Origin of the sequence: Agrobacterium sp. SOY23, from assembly GCF_027212525.1 — a bacterium.
Lineage (GTDB): Bacteria > Pseudomonadota > Alphaproteobacteria > Rhizobiales > Rhizobiaceae > Agrobacterium > Agrobacterium tumefaciens_I.
The window spans coordinates 718,346-736,097 of the sequence record NZ_JAPWDT010000002.1 but is presented as its reverse complement, the minus strand read 5'-3'; the positions used below and the strand labels follow the sequence as shown (position 1 = coordinate 736,097).

The window sequence follows — 17,752 nt, the reverse complement described above, 5'->3', positions numbered from 1 at the left end:
TCGAAAGGGAGGCGCCCCACGATGGCCAATTCCGTTGTTCCACAAGAGTTTGGGGTTGACGGAGATGGTTTGATCGATAGCCATAGCGGCACAGACAACAACGCAACTTTCCGCGGAACCTGTGCATGGCGAAACGTAACTGGATTTATGTCGGCCTGCTCGCCTTCCTCTCCCTCGGGCTTCTCATAGACGCGGCCGTCTGGCCTGCCGGACCTCCAACTTCCTTTACCGCAAATGATCTGGTGCAGATGATCGGCATCATCACGCTGTTTGCCTGGTGGCAGATAGAGGATGCCGAAAAACGGGATATCCGGCGCAGTTCCGCCGCCAAGATCGTTACCATTCTTCTCGCGCCTGTCGGCCTTGCCATCTATCTTTATCAGACCCGCCGGTGGCCACGCGCCACGCTCGGCCTCATCGCCTTCATGGGCGGCATCCTTCTCGCCGCCATCCTCACGCTTCTATTGAGTGACTGGCTCATCCTGCAGGGCATTTTCCCGCCCTCTTTTCTTCGCGAACTTTGAATGGAACCAGGACATTTGGTTTCGTGATCGACGGAAGCTCGCAGACCCGCATCTTCCACCATGTTGGGCCTAACTTTCCACCGGGATGGGGTTTTCCCCACACAAGAACCGACTTATCAATGGCGGCGACAACTGCTCGCATTGCGGCGGTAAAATCTGCCACATCCGGTTGGACTGGAACGCGCTTTGGAAAAGTTTCGAATGTCTGGCCGTTCCGGTAAACACGACCCAGCCCTCACCGTTCGGCGTATTCTCAAGGTCAATCACGCGGGCGAGTTTGGCGCTATTCGCATCTACGGAGCGCAGATATGGATGGCTCGCCGGCTGTTTCCGGACATCGTGCCCGCTCTTCAAGAGATGCGGGAAGACGAGATCGATCATTGCCGCCTGTTCAGAGAAGCCATGCCAGCCAGAAACGCGAAGCCTTGTCGCGTCATGGCGTTTTGGAGCCTCGGAGGTTTCCTACTGGGTTCTCTGACCGCGCTCGGCGGACGAAACATGATCTGGATTTGCACTGAAGCCGTTGAAAGTACTGTTCACCGCCATCTGGAAGATCAATTGGCATTTCTGCAAACAAGAGATCCAGAGCTTCACAAGCTTATCGCCTCAATTCAGGAGCAGGAATTGGCGCATCTACAGGAAGCCGAGAAAAACCAGACGTCACACGGCTTGGGTCACAGGCTTCTTCTGCCGATTATCGGCTTTCTCACCGACCTGATGATCTGGCTCTCGACATGGGGGGATTCAAGCTGGATGCGCGCTGAAATGGCGATCTCCAAGCCGGCTTGAACGACTGATATGTTCTTGGACCAAACGCAACTTTCCACCCCGACGCGGCTTTTCCCCAAATGCAAACAGGCGTATCAATCGCGGCAATAAAAGTGCCGCAATGCTGTCATGTTAAGGGAGAAACAAGATGCGTGTTTCCATCGTCCTCGGTTCGCTTGCCGCGCTCCTGGCGCTTACCGCCTGCCAGACGCTGACGCCGGAAGAGCGCCGTGCGCGGGATGAGGCGACATGCCGGGGTTATGGTTTCCGCCCCGGCACGGACCCGATGGCCGGGTGCCTTCTCGATCTGGAAATGGACCGCCGCGCCGACAACCGCGCCTGGCAGGCGCAGATGAACCGCGACATGTTCTACCGCCCCGTGGTGGTGGAGCGGCGCATCATCGTCCAACAGAACCCCTGACGGGAATGAAGGCGACATTGCTCGCCACCCTGCCCTCATCCCTCTTCGCCGCAAGCGTTGCCTGCGCCGCGGCCAGGCGGGCGATGGGCACGCGGAAGGGCGAGCAGGACACGTAGTCGAGATCGGCATCCTCGCAGAAATGGATGGAGGCCGGGTCGCCGCCATGTTCGCCGCAAATGCCGAGCTTCAATTCCGGCCGCGTCTGGCGGCCGCGTTCGGCGGCAATGCGGATCAGTTCCCCCACACCGTCGAAATCGAGCGAAATGAACGGGTCGCGCTCGATGATCCCCTTGCGCTGATAGGTATTGATGAACCGCGCCGCGTCATCGCGCGAAATGCCGAAGGTGGTCTGCGTCAGGTCGTTGGTGCCGAAGGAGAAGAACTCCGCCGCTTCCGCGATGACATGGGCGCGAAGGGCGGCGCGCGGCAGTTCGATCATGGTGCCGGTGAGATATTCGATCTCCATGCCGGTTTCCTGCGCCACGGCAGCGGCGACGCCGTCGATGACCTCAGTGACGTAATCCAGCTCCGAGCGAAGCCCGACCAGCGGCACCATGATCTCAGGCACGACGGGTGCGCCGGTGATGCGCGCCGCCTCAACGGCGGCTTCGAAAATGGCGCGGGCCTGCATTTCGGCGATTTCCGGATAGGAAATGGCGAGACGGCAGCCGCGGTGGCCGAGCATGGGGTTAAATTCATGCAGCGCATCCAGCCGCTGGCGGAACACCGTCTGCGGCATGCCCATGGCTGCGGCCACCTCGACGATCTCACCATCTGTCTTCGGCAGGAATTCGTGCAGCGGCGGATCGAGCAGACGGATCGTTACCGGCAGGCCATGCATGATCTGGAAAAGTTCGGTGAAATCCGAACGCTGCATCGGCAGAAGCTCATCGAGCGCGGCCCGCCTGCCCTTTTCGCTTTCGGCGAGGATCATTTCGCGCATCACATGGATACGGTCACCCTCGAAGAACATATGTTCGGTGCGGCACAGCCCAATGCCTTCCGCACCGAAGGCGCGGGCGGCGCGGGCATCGGCCGGCGTATCGGCATTGGTGCGCACGGTCATCCTGCGTAGATTGTCGGCCCATTCCATCAACTTGCCGAAATCGCCCGAAAGTTCCGGCTGCGTCATCGGCACTTCGCCCTTCAGCACTCGGCCGGAAGAGCCGTCGATGGTGATGACATCACCGCGTTTGAGCATGCAGCCGACGCCGATCAGCACCCTGTTGCGCATATCGACGCGCATGGAGCCCGCGCCGGTGACGCAGGGAATGCCCATGCCGCGCGCAACGACGGCGGCGTGGCTGGTCATGCCGCCGCGCGTCGTCAAAATGCCTTCGGCGGCATGCATGCCGTGAATATCTTCCGGGCTGGTTTCGATGCGCACCAGAATGACGCGACGGCCTTCCGCTTCCGCCGCAACCGCCTCTTCCGCGGTAAAGACGATTTCACCCGTCGCCGCCCCCGGCGAGGCCGGCAGGCCGGAGCCTATAATGGGGCGGGCAATGCCGGGATCGATGGTGGGGTGCAAGAGCTGGTCAAGCGATGAGGGCTCGATGCGGCAGACGGCTTCCTCCTGCGAGATCAGCCCCTCCTCCACCATATCGACGGCGACCTTCATGGCGGCGCGGGTGGTGCGCTTGCCGGAACGGGTCTGCAACATCCAGAGCTTGCCGCGCTCGATGGTAAATTCCAGATCCTGCATGTCACGGTAATGCGTTTCCAGCCGCTTGCAGATGGTCAGGAATTCGCCGAAAGCCTCCGGCATCAGCTTTTCCATGGAGGGCTTATCGGAACCCGACGCCAGCCGTGCCGCCTCGGTGATGGATTGCGGCGTGCGGATGCCCGCCACCACGTCTTCCCCCTGCGCATTGACGAGGAATTCGCCGTAAAGCTCCGCCTCGCCGGTCGAGGGATTGCGGGTGAAGGCGACGCCGGTTGCCGAGGACGAGCCGAGATTGCCGAAGACCATGGCCTGCACGTTAACCGCAGTACCCCAGTCACCCGGAATATTATGCAGGTGGCGGTAAGTCACGGCGCGATGGTTGGTCCAGCTGGCGAAAACAGCGCCGATGGCGCCCCAGAGCTGCACATGACAGTCCTGCGGGAAGGCTTCGCCGAGTTCATCCTCGATCAGTTTCTTATAGAGCGAAACGACGTGCTGCCATTCGACCGCCGACATGTCGGTATCATATTCATGTCCGAGACGGCCTTTTTCGTCCTCCAGGATTTCCTCGAACATTTCATGATCGAGGCCCATGACGACATCGCCATACATCTGGATGAAGCGGCGGTAGCTGTCCCAGGCAAAACGGGCATCACCCGCATCATGGCCGAGCGCCTCGACCGTGCGGTCGTTGAGACCGAGGTTGAGGACCGTGTCCATCATGCCGGGCATGGAAGCGCGGGCGCCGGAGCGGACGGAAAGAAGCAATGGCGAATGGCTGCCGCCGAAGGTCTTGCCGGTCACGAGCTCCATGCCATGCAGGCCGGCCATGACCTGCAGCTTCAGCTCTTCGGGAAGATCGCGACCATTCTTGTGATAAAGCGCACAGGCATCGGCTATGATGGTGAGGCCGGGGGGAACGGGTAGGCCGAGACTTGCCATTTCGGCAAGGTTCGCGCCCTTGCCGCCCAATATCGCAACGTCACCTGCCCTGCCTTCGGCAGCACCATTGCCGAAGGTATAAACCCACTTTTTCATTCCACGCTCTCCACCCAGAAGCGTTGTCATTTTTCTATCATCTACAGCATTGGCGGCATGTTGGGAACGCCGCAACGTGCAGTTTACATCGCAGTGCAGCATAATTGCGGCGAATTGCGCGCAAGAATTGCCGCAAAGGCCAAATAACGGCATGATTGACGCATTCGTGTAATGCGCTGAAACGGAGTGTTGCCTAAGCCATTCAAATCGCCGCAAAGAGATTGTTCATGCAATTTACCCGCCGCCATACGTTGAAATTTGCCGGAATTTCCTGTGCCGCCACCGCTCTTGCCGGTGCGCTCAAAGCCGAGGGGGGCACGCCCCTCGCAAATGCCGCCCTGCCCTTCGCATTAACGACACCGATGCATGTCGGCCAGGCGGCGCTGCGCGTGCGCGAACTTGACCCGATGATCGAGTATTATGGTTCGGTGCTGGGCATGAACGAGGTGGAACGCACCGCAAGGGGCGTGACGCTCGGTGTCGGCGCCGTGCCGCTGCTCGATCTCGTGCACAAGCCGGCGGCCGATTTCGAAAGCCCCACCTCTGCCGGCCTGTTCCACATCGCCTATCTGATGCCCTCCCGCAAGGATCTCGCCCGCTGGCTGGTGCATGCGGCGCTGAAGCAGGTGCCGCTTTCCGGTTTTGCCGATCACAATGTCAGCGAGGCGATCTATCTCAACGATCCCGAAGGCAATGGCATCGAGGTTTACAGCGATCGGCCGAAGGACACATGGGCCTGGAGCGGCCGTGTGGTGAAGATGGGCACCGAACCGCTCGATGTCGATGATCTCGTGACGCTCACCGATACCAAAACCAGCGATTACGAGGCCGCGCCTCCGGCGATGCGCATCGGGCATATTCATCTCAGGGTCGGCGAAATTGCCGCCGCCCGCGCCTTTTACGAAGCGGCCGTCGGCCTGCAACCGACGCAGGATGCCCGTGCGGATGCATCCTTCCTCTCCTCCGGCGGTTATCACCACCATCTGGCGGTGAATACATGGAACAGCCGCGGCGCAAAGGAACGCAACACCATGGAAACCGGCCTCGACTGGTTTTCTCTCACCATTCGAAATCCCGCCGATCTCGAAGCGCAGAAGGAGCGGCTGCGGGCCGCCGGTTATGTGCTGGTGGAGATGGAGAACGATGTGGTGGAGGCGATCGATCCCTGGGGCACGCGGCTGCGGCTGGTGCCGGGGTGAGTGATGGCAGGCCTCCATGCATGATGCACGGAGAAACTCGCACATCGCGCGATTGGCAGTTGCAGCAGGCCAGGTGTTTAAAGCGATTCGTTTCGTCCCCTCCTCCCGTCATTCCGGCCTTGAGCCGGAATTCAGCCGAGGCGGCTCTCGCACGGAGGGGAGAGGTCTTTTCAGCCCAAGGACTTGGGCTGGCTGGATACCGGCTCAAGGCCGGTATGACGGAGGCAGTTTGCAGACCGGGAACATTACCAGCTCGCATCCCGCGCAACCCTATGACCCGCCCTGAAAAGAAAGCCTTGCGAGGCCACGGCAGCGGCCTCGCAAGGCATTCCATCCGGTACAGGAAACCGGATGGTGGGGTCTGGAGAGAACCCTAGGCTTGTGACCAATACATAGCAAAATGCAGCGCATTGTCGCTCACCCGAATGGGTGATACGGCAAGATAAATTCACATTGAGCAAAAGTCGGGAATGAATCCCGGCCAAGCCGCCTCAGACGGCTTCGCGCAGCTGTTCGGCCGTCTGCAAATCCACGGACACCAGTTGCGACACGCCCTGTTCGGCCATGGTGACGCCAAAGAGGCGGTTCATGCGCGCCATGGTGATGGGATTGTGGGTGATGATGACGAAACGCGTTTCGGTGGAGGCCACCATCTCGTCCATCAGGTTGCAGTAGCGCTCGACATTGTGGTCGTCGAGCGGCGCATCCACCTCGTCCAGCACGCAGATCGGCGCGGGATTGGTGAGGAAGACGGCAAAGATCAGCGCCATGGCCGTCAGCGCCTGCTCGCCGCCCGAAAGCAGCGTCATGGTCTGCGGTTTTTTGCCCGGCGGACGGGCGAGAATTTCGAGGCCGGCTTCCAGCGGATCGTCGGATTCGATCAGCTGCAATTCCGCCGTGCCGCCGCCGAAGAGATGGGTGAACAACCGCTGGAACTGCGAATTGACCACATCAAAGGCGGCGATCAGCCGTTCGCGGCCTTCGCGGTTGAGGTTCTGGATGCCGGCGCGCAGCTTGCGCACGGCATCAATGATGTCGTCCCGCTCCTTGATCAGCGCTTCCAGCTTGGCGGAAAGCTCCGCCTGCTCCTCCTCTGCGCGCAGATTGACCGCGCCAAGCCTTTCGCGCTCGATCTTCAGCCGGTCGAGATCACGCTCGACATCGCGGATATCCGGCTTCGGCTGGTCTGGACCAAGGCCGGTCAGGCGAAACGCCATATGCGGCTCGGTATTCAGCGTTTCGCGGATGCGGTGTTCGGCCTCCTGCCGTTTCTCGCGGGCGGAAACCAGCCGCTCTTCGGCACGGCCGCGCTTTTCGCGGGCTTCGGCCAGTTCGGAAAGTGCCGTTGCAGCCACCCGGTCGGCGGCGCGCTGCAGATTTTCCGCCTCGGCCAGCCGGTCAGCAGCCGCGCGGCGGGCGTCTTCGGTCTTCTGCAATTCGTTGAGGAGGTTGCGGCGTTTCTCGTCGAATTCTTCCGGCGCTATGTCGAGTTCAGCGATTTCCTCGCGCGCCTCTTCCTCGCGTTCGCGCAGCGTGGCGATATGGTCGGCTGCACTTGCTGCCCGCGACTGCCAGGTGGAACGCTCCTGCCCTATTGCCTGAAGTCTGCGCTGGCGACTTTCCGCCTCGCGGCTAACGCCCTCATGGCGGGCGCGGGCCTCCGCCAGCAGACCACGATCGGTCGCGACTTCGAGCTGGCTTTCGCGCAGCTTGAGATCGAGCACGGAAAGGTCAGGCGCATCTTCCATTTCGATGCGGGCATTGTCTTCCTGAACGGCGATCTCGTCGATCTGCGCGCCGATCTGGTTCAGTGCTTCGGAAACGATATCCCGGCGGCGCAGCAGATCGCCCGAGGCCCGTTCGGCGGCGGTGAGCGCCTCGCGTGCCTCGGCCAGCTGCCGGGTCGCAAGCCGGCTCCGGTCGCGCACTTCCGAAAGCCGCAATTCGCTGCTTCTGATGGCCTCGGTTTTCGCGGCAAGCTGGTCTTCGGCCTCTTCCAGAATGGAACGGGCCTCGTCCAGTTCGGCTTCGATTTCGGCGAGGCGGTTCTTCTGCGACAGGCGAAGGGCTGCAGCGCCCGGCGCATCTGCGCTGGCGATATGGCCGTCCCAGCGAAACAGCGCGCCCTCGCGCGTTACCAGCCGCTGGCCGGCTTTCAGCGACGGCAGAAGGCGCCGGGCCTCCGAAACGTCTGCAACGACGCCGATCTGTGCGAGAGCACGCCTGAGAGCCGCGGGTGCCTGCGCATAATCCAGAAGCGGTTTCGCGCCTTGCGGCAGGGCGGGATCATCCGCACCATCGCCATTACCGCCCCAATAAGCGGGCGCAGCCGCATCGAGCGGGCTTTCGAGATCGTCGCCGAGCGCTGCGCCCAATGCGGCCTCATAACCGCGCTCCACCGTCATTTCTTCCGCCACCGGCGTGAAACTGCCATTGGCGGCGGCACTGGAGGCGAGGATCTTGGTGATGGTGCGCGCTTCGGTATCCAGCGCATTCAGCCGGTTTTTCGCGGTTTCCAGCGGTCCGCGCGCCAGTGTTTCGGCGGAACGCGCCTCAGCAACGACAGCCTCGGCCTCTTCCGCCACGATCAACGCATCCTCGACGGCAATCTCCGCCGCTTCTACCGCTTCGCGCCGCTCCGCGGGATCGGGAAGGCCGGAGAGTTTTTCGTCGATGGTGTCAATCTCGGCGGATGCTTCCTGCGATTGCCGCTCCAGCCTCAGCTTGCGGTCGGAGAGATCACGGATCGCCCGCTCCAGTTGCTGACGGCCGGCAGCTGCTTCCGCGCGTTCGGCGGTGATGGCGGTGAAGATGGCTTCGCTTTCCGAGAGCTTGACCGCAGCGGCTTCGAAGGCTTCGCGCATCTCTTCCGCATGACGGCCGGAATCGGAGAGGATTTCGACGAGTTCGGCTTCTTCTTCGTCCAGCCGTGCGAGTATCTGGGCATTGTCGGAGACAAGCCGCTCCTCGCGGACGATATCCTCGCCAAGCTGCGAGAGACGGCGCGCCAGCTCATCACGGCGGCGCAGCAGGCGGTTCGCCTCGTCATCCAGCTGGGTGCGGGCGATCTGCAGGCGTTGCAGGGCGGCGGCCACGCGTGCCTCATCCTCGCGCAGTTCCGGCAGTTTCAGGCTGGCAATGCCCTGCTGCTTGGCCGCTTCCATCTGGCCTTGCGCCTTTTCAGCGACGATATTGGTCGCCTGGTTGAGGGCGCTTTCCGCCTCGCCTTCCGCTTCCTTCGCCTCCACCCAGCGGATGTGCAGAAGGGTCGCCTCGCGGGCGCGGATATCGGCGGACAGCATCTTGAAGCGGTTGGCCTGCCGCGCCTGGCGTTTCAGGCTTTCGATCTGGCTTTCCAGCTGAGCGGTCACATCTTCCAGCCGCTCCAGATTGGTCTCGGCGGCGCGCAGGCGAAGCTCGGCCTCGTGGCGGCGGGAATGCAGGCCGGAAATGCCGGCCGCCTCTTCCAGCAGCTGGCGGCGAGCCTGCGGCTTGGCATTGATGAGCTCGCCGATACGCCCCTGCCCCACCATGGAGGGCGAACGGGCGCCGGTGGAGGCATCCGCAAACAGCAGCTGCACATCCTTGGCGCGGGCTTCCTTGCCGTTGATGCGGTAGACGGAGCCGTTTTCGCGCTCGATGCGGCGTGTCACCTGAATTTCATCGGCATCGTTGAAGGCGGCGGGCGCGGTGCGGTCGGAATTGTCGAGATAAAGGCCGACTTCGGCGGTGTTTCTGGCCGGACGGTTGCCGGAGCCTGAGAAGATGACGTCATCCATGCCGGATGCGCGCATGTTCTTGTAGGAATTCTCGCCCATCACCCAGCGCAGCGCTTCGACCAGATTGGACTTGCCGCAGCCATTCGGGCCAACGACGCCTGTTAGACCGGGCTCGATGATGAATTCGGAAGGTTCAACGAAGGACTTGAAACCGACGAGGCGGAGCTTGTTGAACTTCATGCCGTCACGCTCCGGGTAGAAAAACGGCAATAAAAAACGGGCGTGCGGAAATATCCGCCGCCCGCTTTCTGAAGGCTTCGGTGATCAGAGCAGCTTGTCGATGACAGCCGACATGGTTTCAACCGACATGTCTCCTGCGTATTTCTTGCCGTTGATGATGAAAGTCGGCGTGGAGTTGACGCCGAATTCCGTCGCACCGCGTTGCATGGTTGCGTTCACATCATCCAGAAGTTTCTGGTTCGTCAAGCAGGCCTCGAAAGACTCCTGTGAGAAACCGGCCATTTTCGACATTTGCAGCAGGGCGGCGCGCGCATCCTGGGCTACAGCCCAGCTCTGCTGCTGCTTGAACAGCATGGAAACGAAGGGGAAATACTGACCTTCCGGTGCACAGCGTGCCAGCATGAAGGCAGCAGCGGCGCGCGGATCGAACGGGAATTCGCGCAGCACGAAATAGACCTTGCCGGTATCGATGTACTTCTTCTTGATTTCTTCGAAGGTCTTGTTGTGGAAGTTGGCGCAGTGCGGGCAGGTCATCGACATATATTCGACGATCTTGACGGGTGCGTTGGCATCGCCGAGTGCGGCTTCCGGCAGCGGGCCGGGCTTCATCACCGCAGCCATGTCCACATCACCGGTGGATTCAGGCAGTTCCTGCGCCTCGGCAATACCGGGCGTGAAGGCAAACGGCAGGGCCGTGGCAACGGCAGCGAGGGCAACACCGCCGAGAAGGCTGCGACGGGAAATGGTCAGTTCGGGAAAATGCATGAAAGCACCTGTTGGTAATAGACTCTATTGTCCGTTGATTCCGATATAGCGACGGCCTGTTCATCACAAGCGGGGTTTTGGTCTCTTCTTGTCAAAGAATTGTGACCAGTCAAGGACAACCGCACCGATCAAATCGTTCGGCCACGCGGCTTCTTCTGCAAGACCGCCGTGCCAAGTCGTTCCACCGCCTTGCGCAATGCCTCGCTCTCGATGCCTTCCATCATGTCATCGAGACGTTTTGCCGCATCGCCACGCAGGGGCTGCGGTTTGCGCCGGCGGTTGATGGTCTGCGACACCGGTTTCTGCACGATCCTGATCTGGCGCACCGCCGGAAAGCCGAAGAAGCCATTGATGCGGGCGATAAGTTCACCCTGTGCATGGGTGAGGAACAGGGCGCGCGCGCCTTCGCAGGCGATCGTCAGCACGCCGGGCTGATAACCGCCGCGATCCGGGCCTTCGTCGCGGCGCGGCCAGGTGATCTTTTCCGGCCGCGTGCAATCGGCAAAATCGTCGCCGGCAATCTCGTCCCAGGAGCCGAGCAGCGCCGTGTTGATGCCCGCCCGCTTCGACAGAACGGGGTCCATGATGCCATTGGCGACTTCGGCGATCTGGACGACGCCTTTGCGAAATGAATCTGCGGGTTTCTTCATGCTCTCCTCGACAGAGGCCAAGCGACCTCAAGCGGTCGCGCCATCGTCATCTTCTTCACCGCGCAACAATGTGCGGAATCGTCGCCAGTCCCGGCAGGCACCCAAGCGTATCATTCTCGCCACCAAACATCCAAAGAGGAAATATCCGCCGGCCAAAATCTTCAGATGCCCTGTTCCCGGCTTATCCGAGATAGCGGCAATCACCAACATGCAGATCAGCACGACGGAGAGGTATATCCACAGGCCATGGCAGAAAATCGCCCAGAAACCGGATTCGAGAATTCGAAACCGGCGGGAGGGTTTGCCTCTCATCTTTTCCAGTTCACGGACTTCCCCGATCAGGCGGGAGACCACAAACGCCACGCTGTTTTGCCGACCGAAATACAGCCGGCCAATATGGTTCAACAGGTTTCCGATCAGGCAAAGGGCCGAGAGAACCCCGACAACATAAAGGAACGGTTGCGGTATATTATCCTGCAGCGCATTCAGCATGGGCTCTTCCTCCTAAATCGGATCAGGTTGCGATTGTCGTGGCGTTCATTGCCGGACAGGGTTTTCCACGTTGCAGCGGCAGGCTGCTGTTGCAGATTGCCGCGTCGTCTCTATGTTCAGCGGCGATGAACACGTATGCGCGACAACAAACATCACATCCGACGGCGGAACAACTTCTCGCATGGTACGACCGGCACCATCGCGAATTGCCATGGCGCACCTCGCCATCCATGGCGGCACAGGGAAAACGCGCCGATCCCTATCACGTCTGGCTCTCCGAAGTGATGCTGCAGCAGACGACGGTGCAGGCGGTAAAACCCTATTTCCTGAAGTTCCTTGCCGCCTGGCCGCGCGTCAGCGATCTGGCAGCGGCGCCGGTCGAGGATGTCATGGCCGCCTGGGCGGGGCTCGGTTATTATGCCCGCGCCCGCAATCTTAAAAAATGCGCGGAAGCCGTGGCGCGCGACCATGGCAGCACCTTTCCGGACAGTGAAGAGGGCCTGAAGGAACTGCCCGGCATCGGCGATTATACCGCCGCAGCCGTCGCGGCCATCGCCTTTAACCGGCGGGCGGCGGTGATGGACGGCAATGTGGAGCGCGTCATCTCCCGTCTCTTTTCCATCGACGCTCCCCTGCCCGGCTCAAAGCCCGCCATGAAAGCGAAGGTGACCGAGCTTACGCCTTCTGATCGCCCCGGCGATTTTGCCCAGGCGATGATGGATCTCGGCGCGACGATCTGCACGCCGAAACGGCCGGCCTGCGCGCTCTGTCCCTTCAATGGCGCCTGTCTTGCGCTTGCCCATGACGAGCCGGAGCGTTTTCCGGTCAAGGCCGCCAAAAAGGCAAAGCCCGTGCGGCTCGGCGCCGCCTTCGTGGCGGTGAATACAGAGGGCGAGATTCTGCTCAGGCGACGCATCGAGAGCGGGCTTCTGGGTGGCATGACCGAGGTGCCGACAACGGCATGGACCGCGCGCATGGATGGCGGCACGGATGCAAGCCACGCGCCCTTTGCTGCCGGCTGGCAGGCGGCGGGCGTCATCGTGCATGTCTTCACCCATTTCGAACTACGGCTCACCGTCTATCGCGCGCAGGTTCCGGATAGCCTTCAAACCGGCCCTGATGACGGATGGTGGGAGCCGGTTACAAATCTTGACGCGCAGGCGCTGCCAACGGTGATGAAAAAAGTCATTGCAGAGGCTATTCCATCCGCATTCGATAAAAGCAGGAAAGTTCGATGACCAAGATTGACCATATCGTATTCGACATCGGCAAGGTGCTGATCCACTACGATCCGCATATTCCCTATAGCCGCCTCATTCCCGATGCCGACGAGCGCAAGTGGTTTTTCGAGAATGTCTGCACCCATGACTGGAACCTCGAACAGGATCGCGGCCGCCGCTGGGAAGATGCCGAGGCGCTGCTGGTGGAGAAGTTCCCGGAGAGGGAAGAACACATCCGCTTCTTCCGCAAGTTCTGGCACGAGATGGTCTCGCATTCCTATGACGACAGCGTCGCAATCATGGTTGGCCTGATCGACAGCGGCCACGATGTGACCATGCTGACCAACTTCGCCTCCGACACCTTCCGCGAGGCCCAGAAGATGTTCCCGTTCCTCACCTTGCCGCGCGGCGTCACCGTTTCCGGCGACATCAAGCTCATCAAGCCGGACGTGGCCATTTACGAGCTGCACGCCCGCGACTTCGGCCTCAACCCCGCAGCCACCCTCTTCATCGATGATACGCTCATCAATGTCGAAGGCGCAAAGGCGGCAGGCTGGCAGGCGGTGCAGTTCACCGGCGCGGAAAAGCTGAAGCAGGATCTGCGGGATTATGGGGTGGAGGTGTAGGATACCGACCCTGATATCACTTCATGTCAAGGATTAGGGTTCATTCACCCAGTCCTCATGTCCATGGCGCACGCGGACGATGAACACTTCGTCGTTCGCGTCGATCCTATAGACAACCAGATGCGCCCTGAAGCGACGAATGCGCAGCGGCGGCAGCAATTCGTCCCATTCGCACGCCATTCGCGCCCCGCTCCTGGTCCCTGCGAATAAGATCGCGCACATAGTCGCTGGCGTTGGAGTAACGGCCTGTTTTCGACTGGGCCTCGACCCATTCCTTCATCGGGCCAGGCAACGATATATTCATGGTCGCCATCTGTATCTCCGTTGAAGACAGGGCGCAGAATTTGGCAAAGTTTGTCAAAACAGATCGGGAAAAGAAATTGGCGCAGGCGGAAATGGCGGTCTCCGGCCTGCGCCAGTCCTGCCGCAAGCGGCATCGGACGCAATGTTTTTGTGAGCCTTCCGAACCGGATTTTCACAACCACTGCTTTGATTGAGACAGTACTGGCCGTCTCTTGCGCGAAACTTGTCTAACTAAAATTATATATTCGAAAATACCAACGCCCGACACCGAGGTGCCGGGCGTTGGTCGTTCTCCATCCGGGACTGAAGGTACTAAACCGGACAGAGACGTATTCTGACAAGGGCGGGCGGTGGATCGTCCGTCTCCAGCCTTCACGGCTCTCGACTATTCGGCCTTTGCCATTTCACTGCGGATGATGGTTCTGAGATCATCGATCGGCTTCAGGTCGTCGCCATCCTCGAAATGCCAGAATGTCCATCCGTTGCATGCATCGAGACCCTGCACCTTCGCACCGAGGCGGTGAATGGAGCCGGCAGTCCCGCCGGATGCAAGGGTACCATCGGCACGAATAATGGCACTATAACGGCGTCTTACATCCGTCAGTACCTGGCCGGGGCGGACGAGGCCGCTTTCCACCAGCGTGTTGAAGGCGACTCGCGGTTCGGCCTTCTTGCCGGTCATGACGGTCAGTTCCGCCTTGCCGAGTGGCTCGACGGCGGCGATGCGGGCGGATGCCGCGTCGATGTAATCCTGTTCGCGCTCGATGCCGACGAAGTGGCGGCCGAGGCGTTTTGCAACGGCACCCGTGGTGCCGGAACCGAAGAACGGGTCAAGCACGATATCGCCCGGCTTGGTGGAGGCCATGATGATGCGTGCGAGCAAAGCTTCCGGCTTCTGGGTGGGATGCACCTTCTTGCCGTCGTCGCCCTTCAAGCGTTCGTGGCCGCTGCAGATCGGGAACAGCCAGTCCGAGCGCATCTGCACATCGTCGTTGGAGGCCTTCAGCGCATCGTAGTTGAAGGTGTAGTTCTTGGCTTTCGGATCGCGGCTCGCCCAGATCATGGTCTCATGGGCGTTCTGGAAACGGCGACCCTTGAAATTGGGCATGGGGTTGGTCTTGCGCCAGACGATATCGTTCAAGATCCAGAAATCGAGGTTCTGGAGCATGGCGCCGACGCGGAAGATATTGTGATAGGAGCCGATGACCCAGATGGTGCCATTGGGCTTCAGCACCCGGCGGCAGGCAAGCAGCCAGGCGCGGGTGAAGGCATCGTAAGCTTCGAAGGAGGCGAACTGGTCCCATTCGTCGTCGACGGCATCGACCAGCGACTGATCGGGCCGGTGCAACGTGCCGCCAAGCTGGAGATTATAGGGCGGATCGGCGAAAATCGCATCCACCGACTGGCTCGGGAGGGCATCCAAGGCAGCGACACAATCACCTTTGATGATGCTGTCTTTCCAGGCGTCGCTCTCGCCCGCACGATCAAAACCGGCACGCCGAAAATCGGCCAGCGGAAAAACTGCTGCCATTGGTACTCGCTCCATACGCTTACTCTCTACTGATGCTTATGGTTACCGAAGATGGTTATCAAAGCCTGAACAAGTCACGGAAAATGCGAAATAAATGGCTGTTGCAACGCGCAGGCGCGATTTACGGCGCCAGGCGGGGAACCCGAAGTGCGGCAAAAACGTTGTGCACAATGGGTTCTCCAGTTCCGCCTGTTCCGGGCTCAGGGAGGACCGGTCTGGCAGGGGGGAATCCGCAATGGGGTCCGTGATGAAAATGGCTTCTTTTTCCATGAATGTCGTTTGCGCCGCTCTTTTCGCAACGGCGCTGCCAGCGCTGTCGCAGGCGCAGGAACCGGCCCCGCAATATAACGTCGTCACCGACGCGGTGCTGTTCGATGGCGGCCCCTCGCTCGGCAATAGCGGCAGGGTGCGATGGGATTTCTACAAGGCCGACCGGACCGGCGCGCGCACCGACGTGAATGCCGGCGGCTCCTATGACGCGACCTTCGAGGCGAAGCTGCCGACTGGCAAATATGTCGGCGTGGCGGCACTCGGTAATGTGACCCGCGAAGTGCCCTTCGAGGTAAAGGAGGGAAGCATCGCGCGGCCGAAGGTGAATTTCGACGCGGCGGAACTGACTGTCGTGCCGAAACGCAGCGCGGGCGGCGATGTGGAAACGCAGGCGAAAACCGAAATCACCAGGGGCGATTTCAAGGACAGTGTCTACGGCCAGAATACCGTCTTCGTGCCGGCGGGCGAGATCACCCTTACCGGCAGCATAGGCCCGGCGCGGGCTGAGGAAACCCTTGCCATCAAGGCCGGCGAGAAGATCAGCCACGAACTGGTCATTCCGAGCGGGGTGGTCGTCGCCAAGGCGGTTTATGCGGAAGGCGGCAGGGCCGTCGAAACGGATGATATCCGCTTCGAGGCCATGTCGGCCAAGGAAACGCTGGATGGCACGCGCGAGACCATCAACGGCATTTACGGCACCGGTAAGATGATGGAAATGCCGGCCGGGGATTTCGTCATGCGCGCCCGTCTCGGCAAGGTGACGGTGGAACAGCCTTTCACCGTGACGGCCGGAAAACGCACGGAAATCACCGTCGATCTCGATGCGGGCGTTCTCGCAATCACAGCCCCTGGTGCTGAACGGATCGATATCGTTGAAACGACCAGGGATATTCAGGGCACGCAGAAGGAGATTTCCGGCCGTTACGGCACGAAACATCAGGAGACCCTGCATCCCGGCGATTATTCGGTGAAGGTAAGCTACGACAAGAAATCCGGCCTCGACCCGAAGGAGATCAGGGCGACCGTCAAGGCGGCGGAGCGGACCGAGACGACTGTGGCGGAGTAGTCGCGTTGGGGCGTCACAATTTCCGGCCCGACGGCCCATATTTGGGCCTGAGCATCGGGTGCATCGAAGGACGCGTCGCATCCTTCGGCACGACCTGTAACGGCGTACCGATTTTCACGCCGGCAAAACCCGAGGCCGCGATGCGATCGCAAAGCCTGATCCACTGACAGCCGCGACAGGCCTGCCGGATGTCTCCGGCAGCGAAAGCCGCGCGCATTTTCGCGAGAAAATCCGGCGTCGCCTGCAGCCTTTTGCCCGCGATCAGCGTTTCGCCCAGAAGCGCCGAAACCGAGAGACGGGCCGTCTCGTCCCGCTGCACCACGCCTTCGTTGAAACAGTGCGCATGGCTTTCGCAGAGCAGGCCTTCGCAGATGTCGTCCGCCCCTTCCACCAGTTCGATATCTTCGCCCGCATTCAGCCGGGCGGCGACACGGTCGTAATTTTCCACGAAGCCTGATGTGTAGCCCTTGCCGATATAGGTCAGCATGCAGAGAAGGTGGTGGGGCCGCAGGCGGACGGTCACGGGGCCGCCCTATCCGACGATGGCGAAGGTGTCACGCACCGAGCCGGACGAGGTGCGGATCGCCTTACGGCCGATCCATTGCACATGTCCGTCAAGAATGCGCACCGCCTCCTCGGCGCGGCCGCCGCGCAGCGCATCGATGATGGCGCGGTGATCGGTATCAGTGCGGCGTTCCCAGCCGGCCCGCCAGGCGGAAAACAGGAAACGGGCGCTCGCCGCATGCAGGCCGTCGATCGCCTCCATCAGGCGCGGCATGTTGCAGGGTGCGGTGATGAGGCGGTGGAAACGACGATTGGCCTCCTCCCAATGCTGCACATCGACGGCGCTATCGCCTTCGAGCGTCGCAGCCTCCGCCTGATCGAGAATGGCGGGTGTCATGTTGGGAATGGCGTGGCGCAGCGCCAGCACCTCGAGGGCTGCGCGCATTTCCGCCACTTCACGCACGTCATCGAGACCGAAATCCGCGACCCTCACACCCCGGCGCGGAATGCTGGCGGCCAGACCCTGCGCTTCCAGCCGGCGGAAGGCCTCGCGCACCGGCACATGCGAGGCGCCAAATTCGGCGGCGATATGATCCTGCCGAAGACGTTCGCCCGGCGACAGCTCGCCGCGAACGATGCGGTCGGCCAGCGTGCGGCTGATGCGTGCGGCAATGGTGTCTTCAGGCGTGTTTTTCACTGTCTTGGGCATAACATCCCATAACGCATATGGCGCAACTGTGTGTAGCGGTT

At 61.0% G+C, this 17,752-nt stretch carries 18 protein-coding genes; 8 read left to right on the top strand and 10 right to left on the bottom strand.

The window, feature by feature from the left end:
• Positions 1 to 125: 125 nt before the first annotated feature.
• The 3 genes from O3S81_RS08775 to O3S81_RS08765 all read left to right on the top strand — a co-directional run bounded on the left by O3S81_RS08775 (position 126) and on the right by O3S81_RS08765 (position 1,713).
• Positions 126 to 524 carry a hypothetical protein gene (locus O3S81_RS08775; protein WP_269342345.1) on the top strand — a complete coding sequence of 133 codons (399 nt, stop codon included), beginning with the start codon at positions 126 to 128 and terminating at the stop codon, positions 522 to 524.
• A 201-nt stretch (positions 525 to 725) separates the two neighbouring features.
• Positions 726 to 1,313: a demethoxyubiquinone hydroxylase family protein gene (locus O3S81_RS08770; protein WP_269342343.1), complete on the top strand. Its 588-nt coding sequence runs from the start codon at positions 726 to 728 to the stop codon at positions 1,311 to 1,313.
• A gap of 127 nt (positions 1,314 to 1,440) precedes the next feature.
• Positions 1,441 to 1,713: a hypothetical protein gene (locus O3S81_RS08765; RefSeq protein ID WP_269342341.1), complete on the top strand. Its 273-nt coding sequence runs from the start codon at positions 1,441 to 1,443 to the stop codon at positions 1,711 to 1,713.
• On the opposite strand, the gene ppdK is transcribed toward O3S81_RS08765, so the two are convergent.
• Positions 1,691 to 4,417 (bottom strand): pyruvate, phosphate dikinase, encoded by a 2,727-nt coding sequence (gene ppdK / locus O3S81_RS08760; protein WP_269342338.1) that lies wholly within the window; start codon positions 4,415 to 4,417, stop codon positions 1,691 to 1,693. The two genes, O3S81_RS08765 and ppdK, sit on opposite strands and share 23 nt — an antisense overlap.
• A 227-nt stretch (positions 4,418 to 4,644) precedes the next feature.
• Here ppdK and O3S81_RS08755 point away from each other — a divergent pair, with 227 nt between their 5' ends.
• Positions 4,645 to 5,616, top strand: coding sequence for a VOC family protein (locus O3S81_RS08755; protein ID WP_269342337.1), 972 nt, complete (start codon positions 4,645 to 4,647; stop codon positions 5,614 to 5,616).
• A 491-nt stretch (positions 5,617 to 6,107) separates the two neighbouring features.
• Here O3S81_RS08755 and O3S81_RS08750 read toward each other — a convergent pair whose 3' ends face one another.
• From O3S81_RS08750 to O3S81_RS08735, 4 genes are all read right to left on the bottom strand, one after another.
• Positions 6,108 to 9,575 carry a chromosome segregation SMC family protein gene (locus O3S81_RS08750; RefSeq protein WP_269342336.1) on the bottom strand — a complete coding sequence of 1,156 codons (3,468 nt, stop codon included), beginning with the start codon at positions 9,573 to 9,575 and terminating at the stop codon, positions 6,108 to 6,110.
• Between the two features lie 84 nt (positions 9,576 to 9,659).
• Positions 9,660 to 10,340, bottom strand: coding sequence for a DsbA family protein (locus O3S81_RS08745; RefSeq protein ID WP_072494057.1), 681 nt, complete (start codon positions 10,338 to 10,340; stop codon positions 9,660 to 9,662).
• A gap of 128 nt (positions 10,341 to 10,468) precedes the next feature.
• A complete protein-coding gene (locus O3S81_RS08740) occupies positions 10,469 to 10,990 on the bottom strand; it encodes a DUF721 domain-containing protein (protein WP_269342334.1) in 522 nt (173 codons plus the stop codon).
• A 27-nt stretch (positions 10,991 to 11,017) separates the two neighbouring features.
• Positions 11,018 to 11,482: a hypothetical protein gene (locus tag O3S81_RS08735; protein ID WP_269342333.1), complete on the bottom strand. Its 465-nt coding sequence runs from the start codon at positions 11,480 to 11,482 to the stop codon at positions 11,018 to 11,020.
• A gap of 125 nt (positions 11,483 to 11,607) precedes the next feature.
• Between O3S81_RS08735 and mutY the strand changes: the two genes are divergently transcribed.
• Complete coding sequence (mutY, locus tag O3S81_RS08730; RefSeq protein WP_269342450.1) at positions 11,608 to 12,720, top strand: A/G-specific adenine glycosylase; 1,113 nt, start codon at positions 11,608 to 11,610, stop codon at positions 12,718 to 12,720.
• Positions 12,717 to 13,328, top strand: a complete 612-nt coding sequence (locus O3S81_RS08725) for an HAD family hydrolase (RefSeq protein WP_269342331.1) — start codon at positions 12,717 to 12,719, stop codon at positions 13,326 to 13,328. The genes mutY and O3S81_RS08725 overlap by 4 nt, the downstream gene beginning before the upstream one ends.
• A gap of 33 nt (positions 13,329 to 13,361) precedes the next feature.
• On the opposite strand, the gene O3S81_RS08720 is transcribed toward O3S81_RS08725, so the two are convergent.
• Together O3S81_RS08720 and O3S81_RS08715 are read right to left on the bottom strand one after the other, a co-directional pair.
• Positions 13,362 to 13,487 carry a type II toxin-antitoxin system RelE/ParE family toxin gene (locus O3S81_RS08720; protein WP_269342330.1) on the bottom strand — a complete coding sequence of 42 codons (126 nt, stop codon included), beginning with the start codon at positions 13,485 to 13,487 and terminating at the stop codon, positions 13,362 to 13,364.
• Positions 13,435 to 13,641, bottom strand: coding sequence for a ribbon-helix-helix domain-containing protein (locus O3S81_RS08715; RefSeq protein ID WP_269342328.1), 207 nt, complete (start codon positions 13,639 to 13,641; stop codon positions 13,435 to 13,437). Before O3S81_RS08715 ends, O3S81_RS08720 begins: the two co-directional genes overlap by 53 nt.
• Between O3S81_RS08715 and O3S81_RS08710 the strand changes: the two genes are divergently transcribed.
• On the top strand, positions 13,631 to 13,825 hold the full coding sequence (locus O3S81_RS08710; protein ID WP_269342327.1) for a hypothetical protein: 195 nt from the start codon (positions 13,631 to 13,633) through the stop codon (positions 13,823 to 13,825). The two genes, O3S81_RS08715 and O3S81_RS08710, sit on opposite strands and share 11 nt — an antisense overlap.
• A gap of 191 nt (positions 13,826 to 14,016) precedes the next feature.
• Here O3S81_RS08710 and O3S81_RS08705 read toward each other — a convergent pair whose 3' ends face one another.
• Complete coding sequence (locus tag O3S81_RS08705; RefSeq protein ID WP_269342326.1) at positions 14,017 to 15,162, bottom strand: site-specific DNA-methyltransferase; 1,146 nt, start codon at positions 15,160 to 15,162, stop codon at positions 14,017 to 14,019.
• Positions 15,163 to 15,397: 235 nt separating this feature from the next.
• Here O3S81_RS08705 and O3S81_RS08700 point away from each other — a divergent pair, with 235 nt between their 5' ends.
• Complete coding sequence (locus O3S81_RS08700; protein WP_269342324.1) at positions 15,398 to 16,498, top strand: hypothetical protein; 1,101 nt, start codon at positions 15,398 to 15,400, stop codon at positions 16,496 to 16,498.
• Positions 16,499 to 16,511: 13 nt separating this feature from the next.
• Here the strand turns inward: O3S81_RS08700 and O3S81_RS08695 are convergent, their stop codons facing one another.
• The gene (locus O3S81_RS08695; protein ID WP_269342448.1) at positions 16,512 to 16,985 is read right to left on the bottom strand and encodes a DUF1284 domain-containing protein; all 474 of its coding nucleotides are present in this window, start codon (positions 16,983 to 16,985) and stop codon (positions 16,512 to 16,514) included.
• Positions 16,986 to 17,030: 45 nt separating this feature from the next.
• Entirely contained in the window at positions 17,031 to 17,711 is a 681-nt protein-coding gene (locus O3S81_RS08690; protein WP_269342322.1) for a GntR family transcriptional regulator, read from the bottom strand.
• Positions 17,712 to 17,752: the final 41 nt, after the last annotated feature.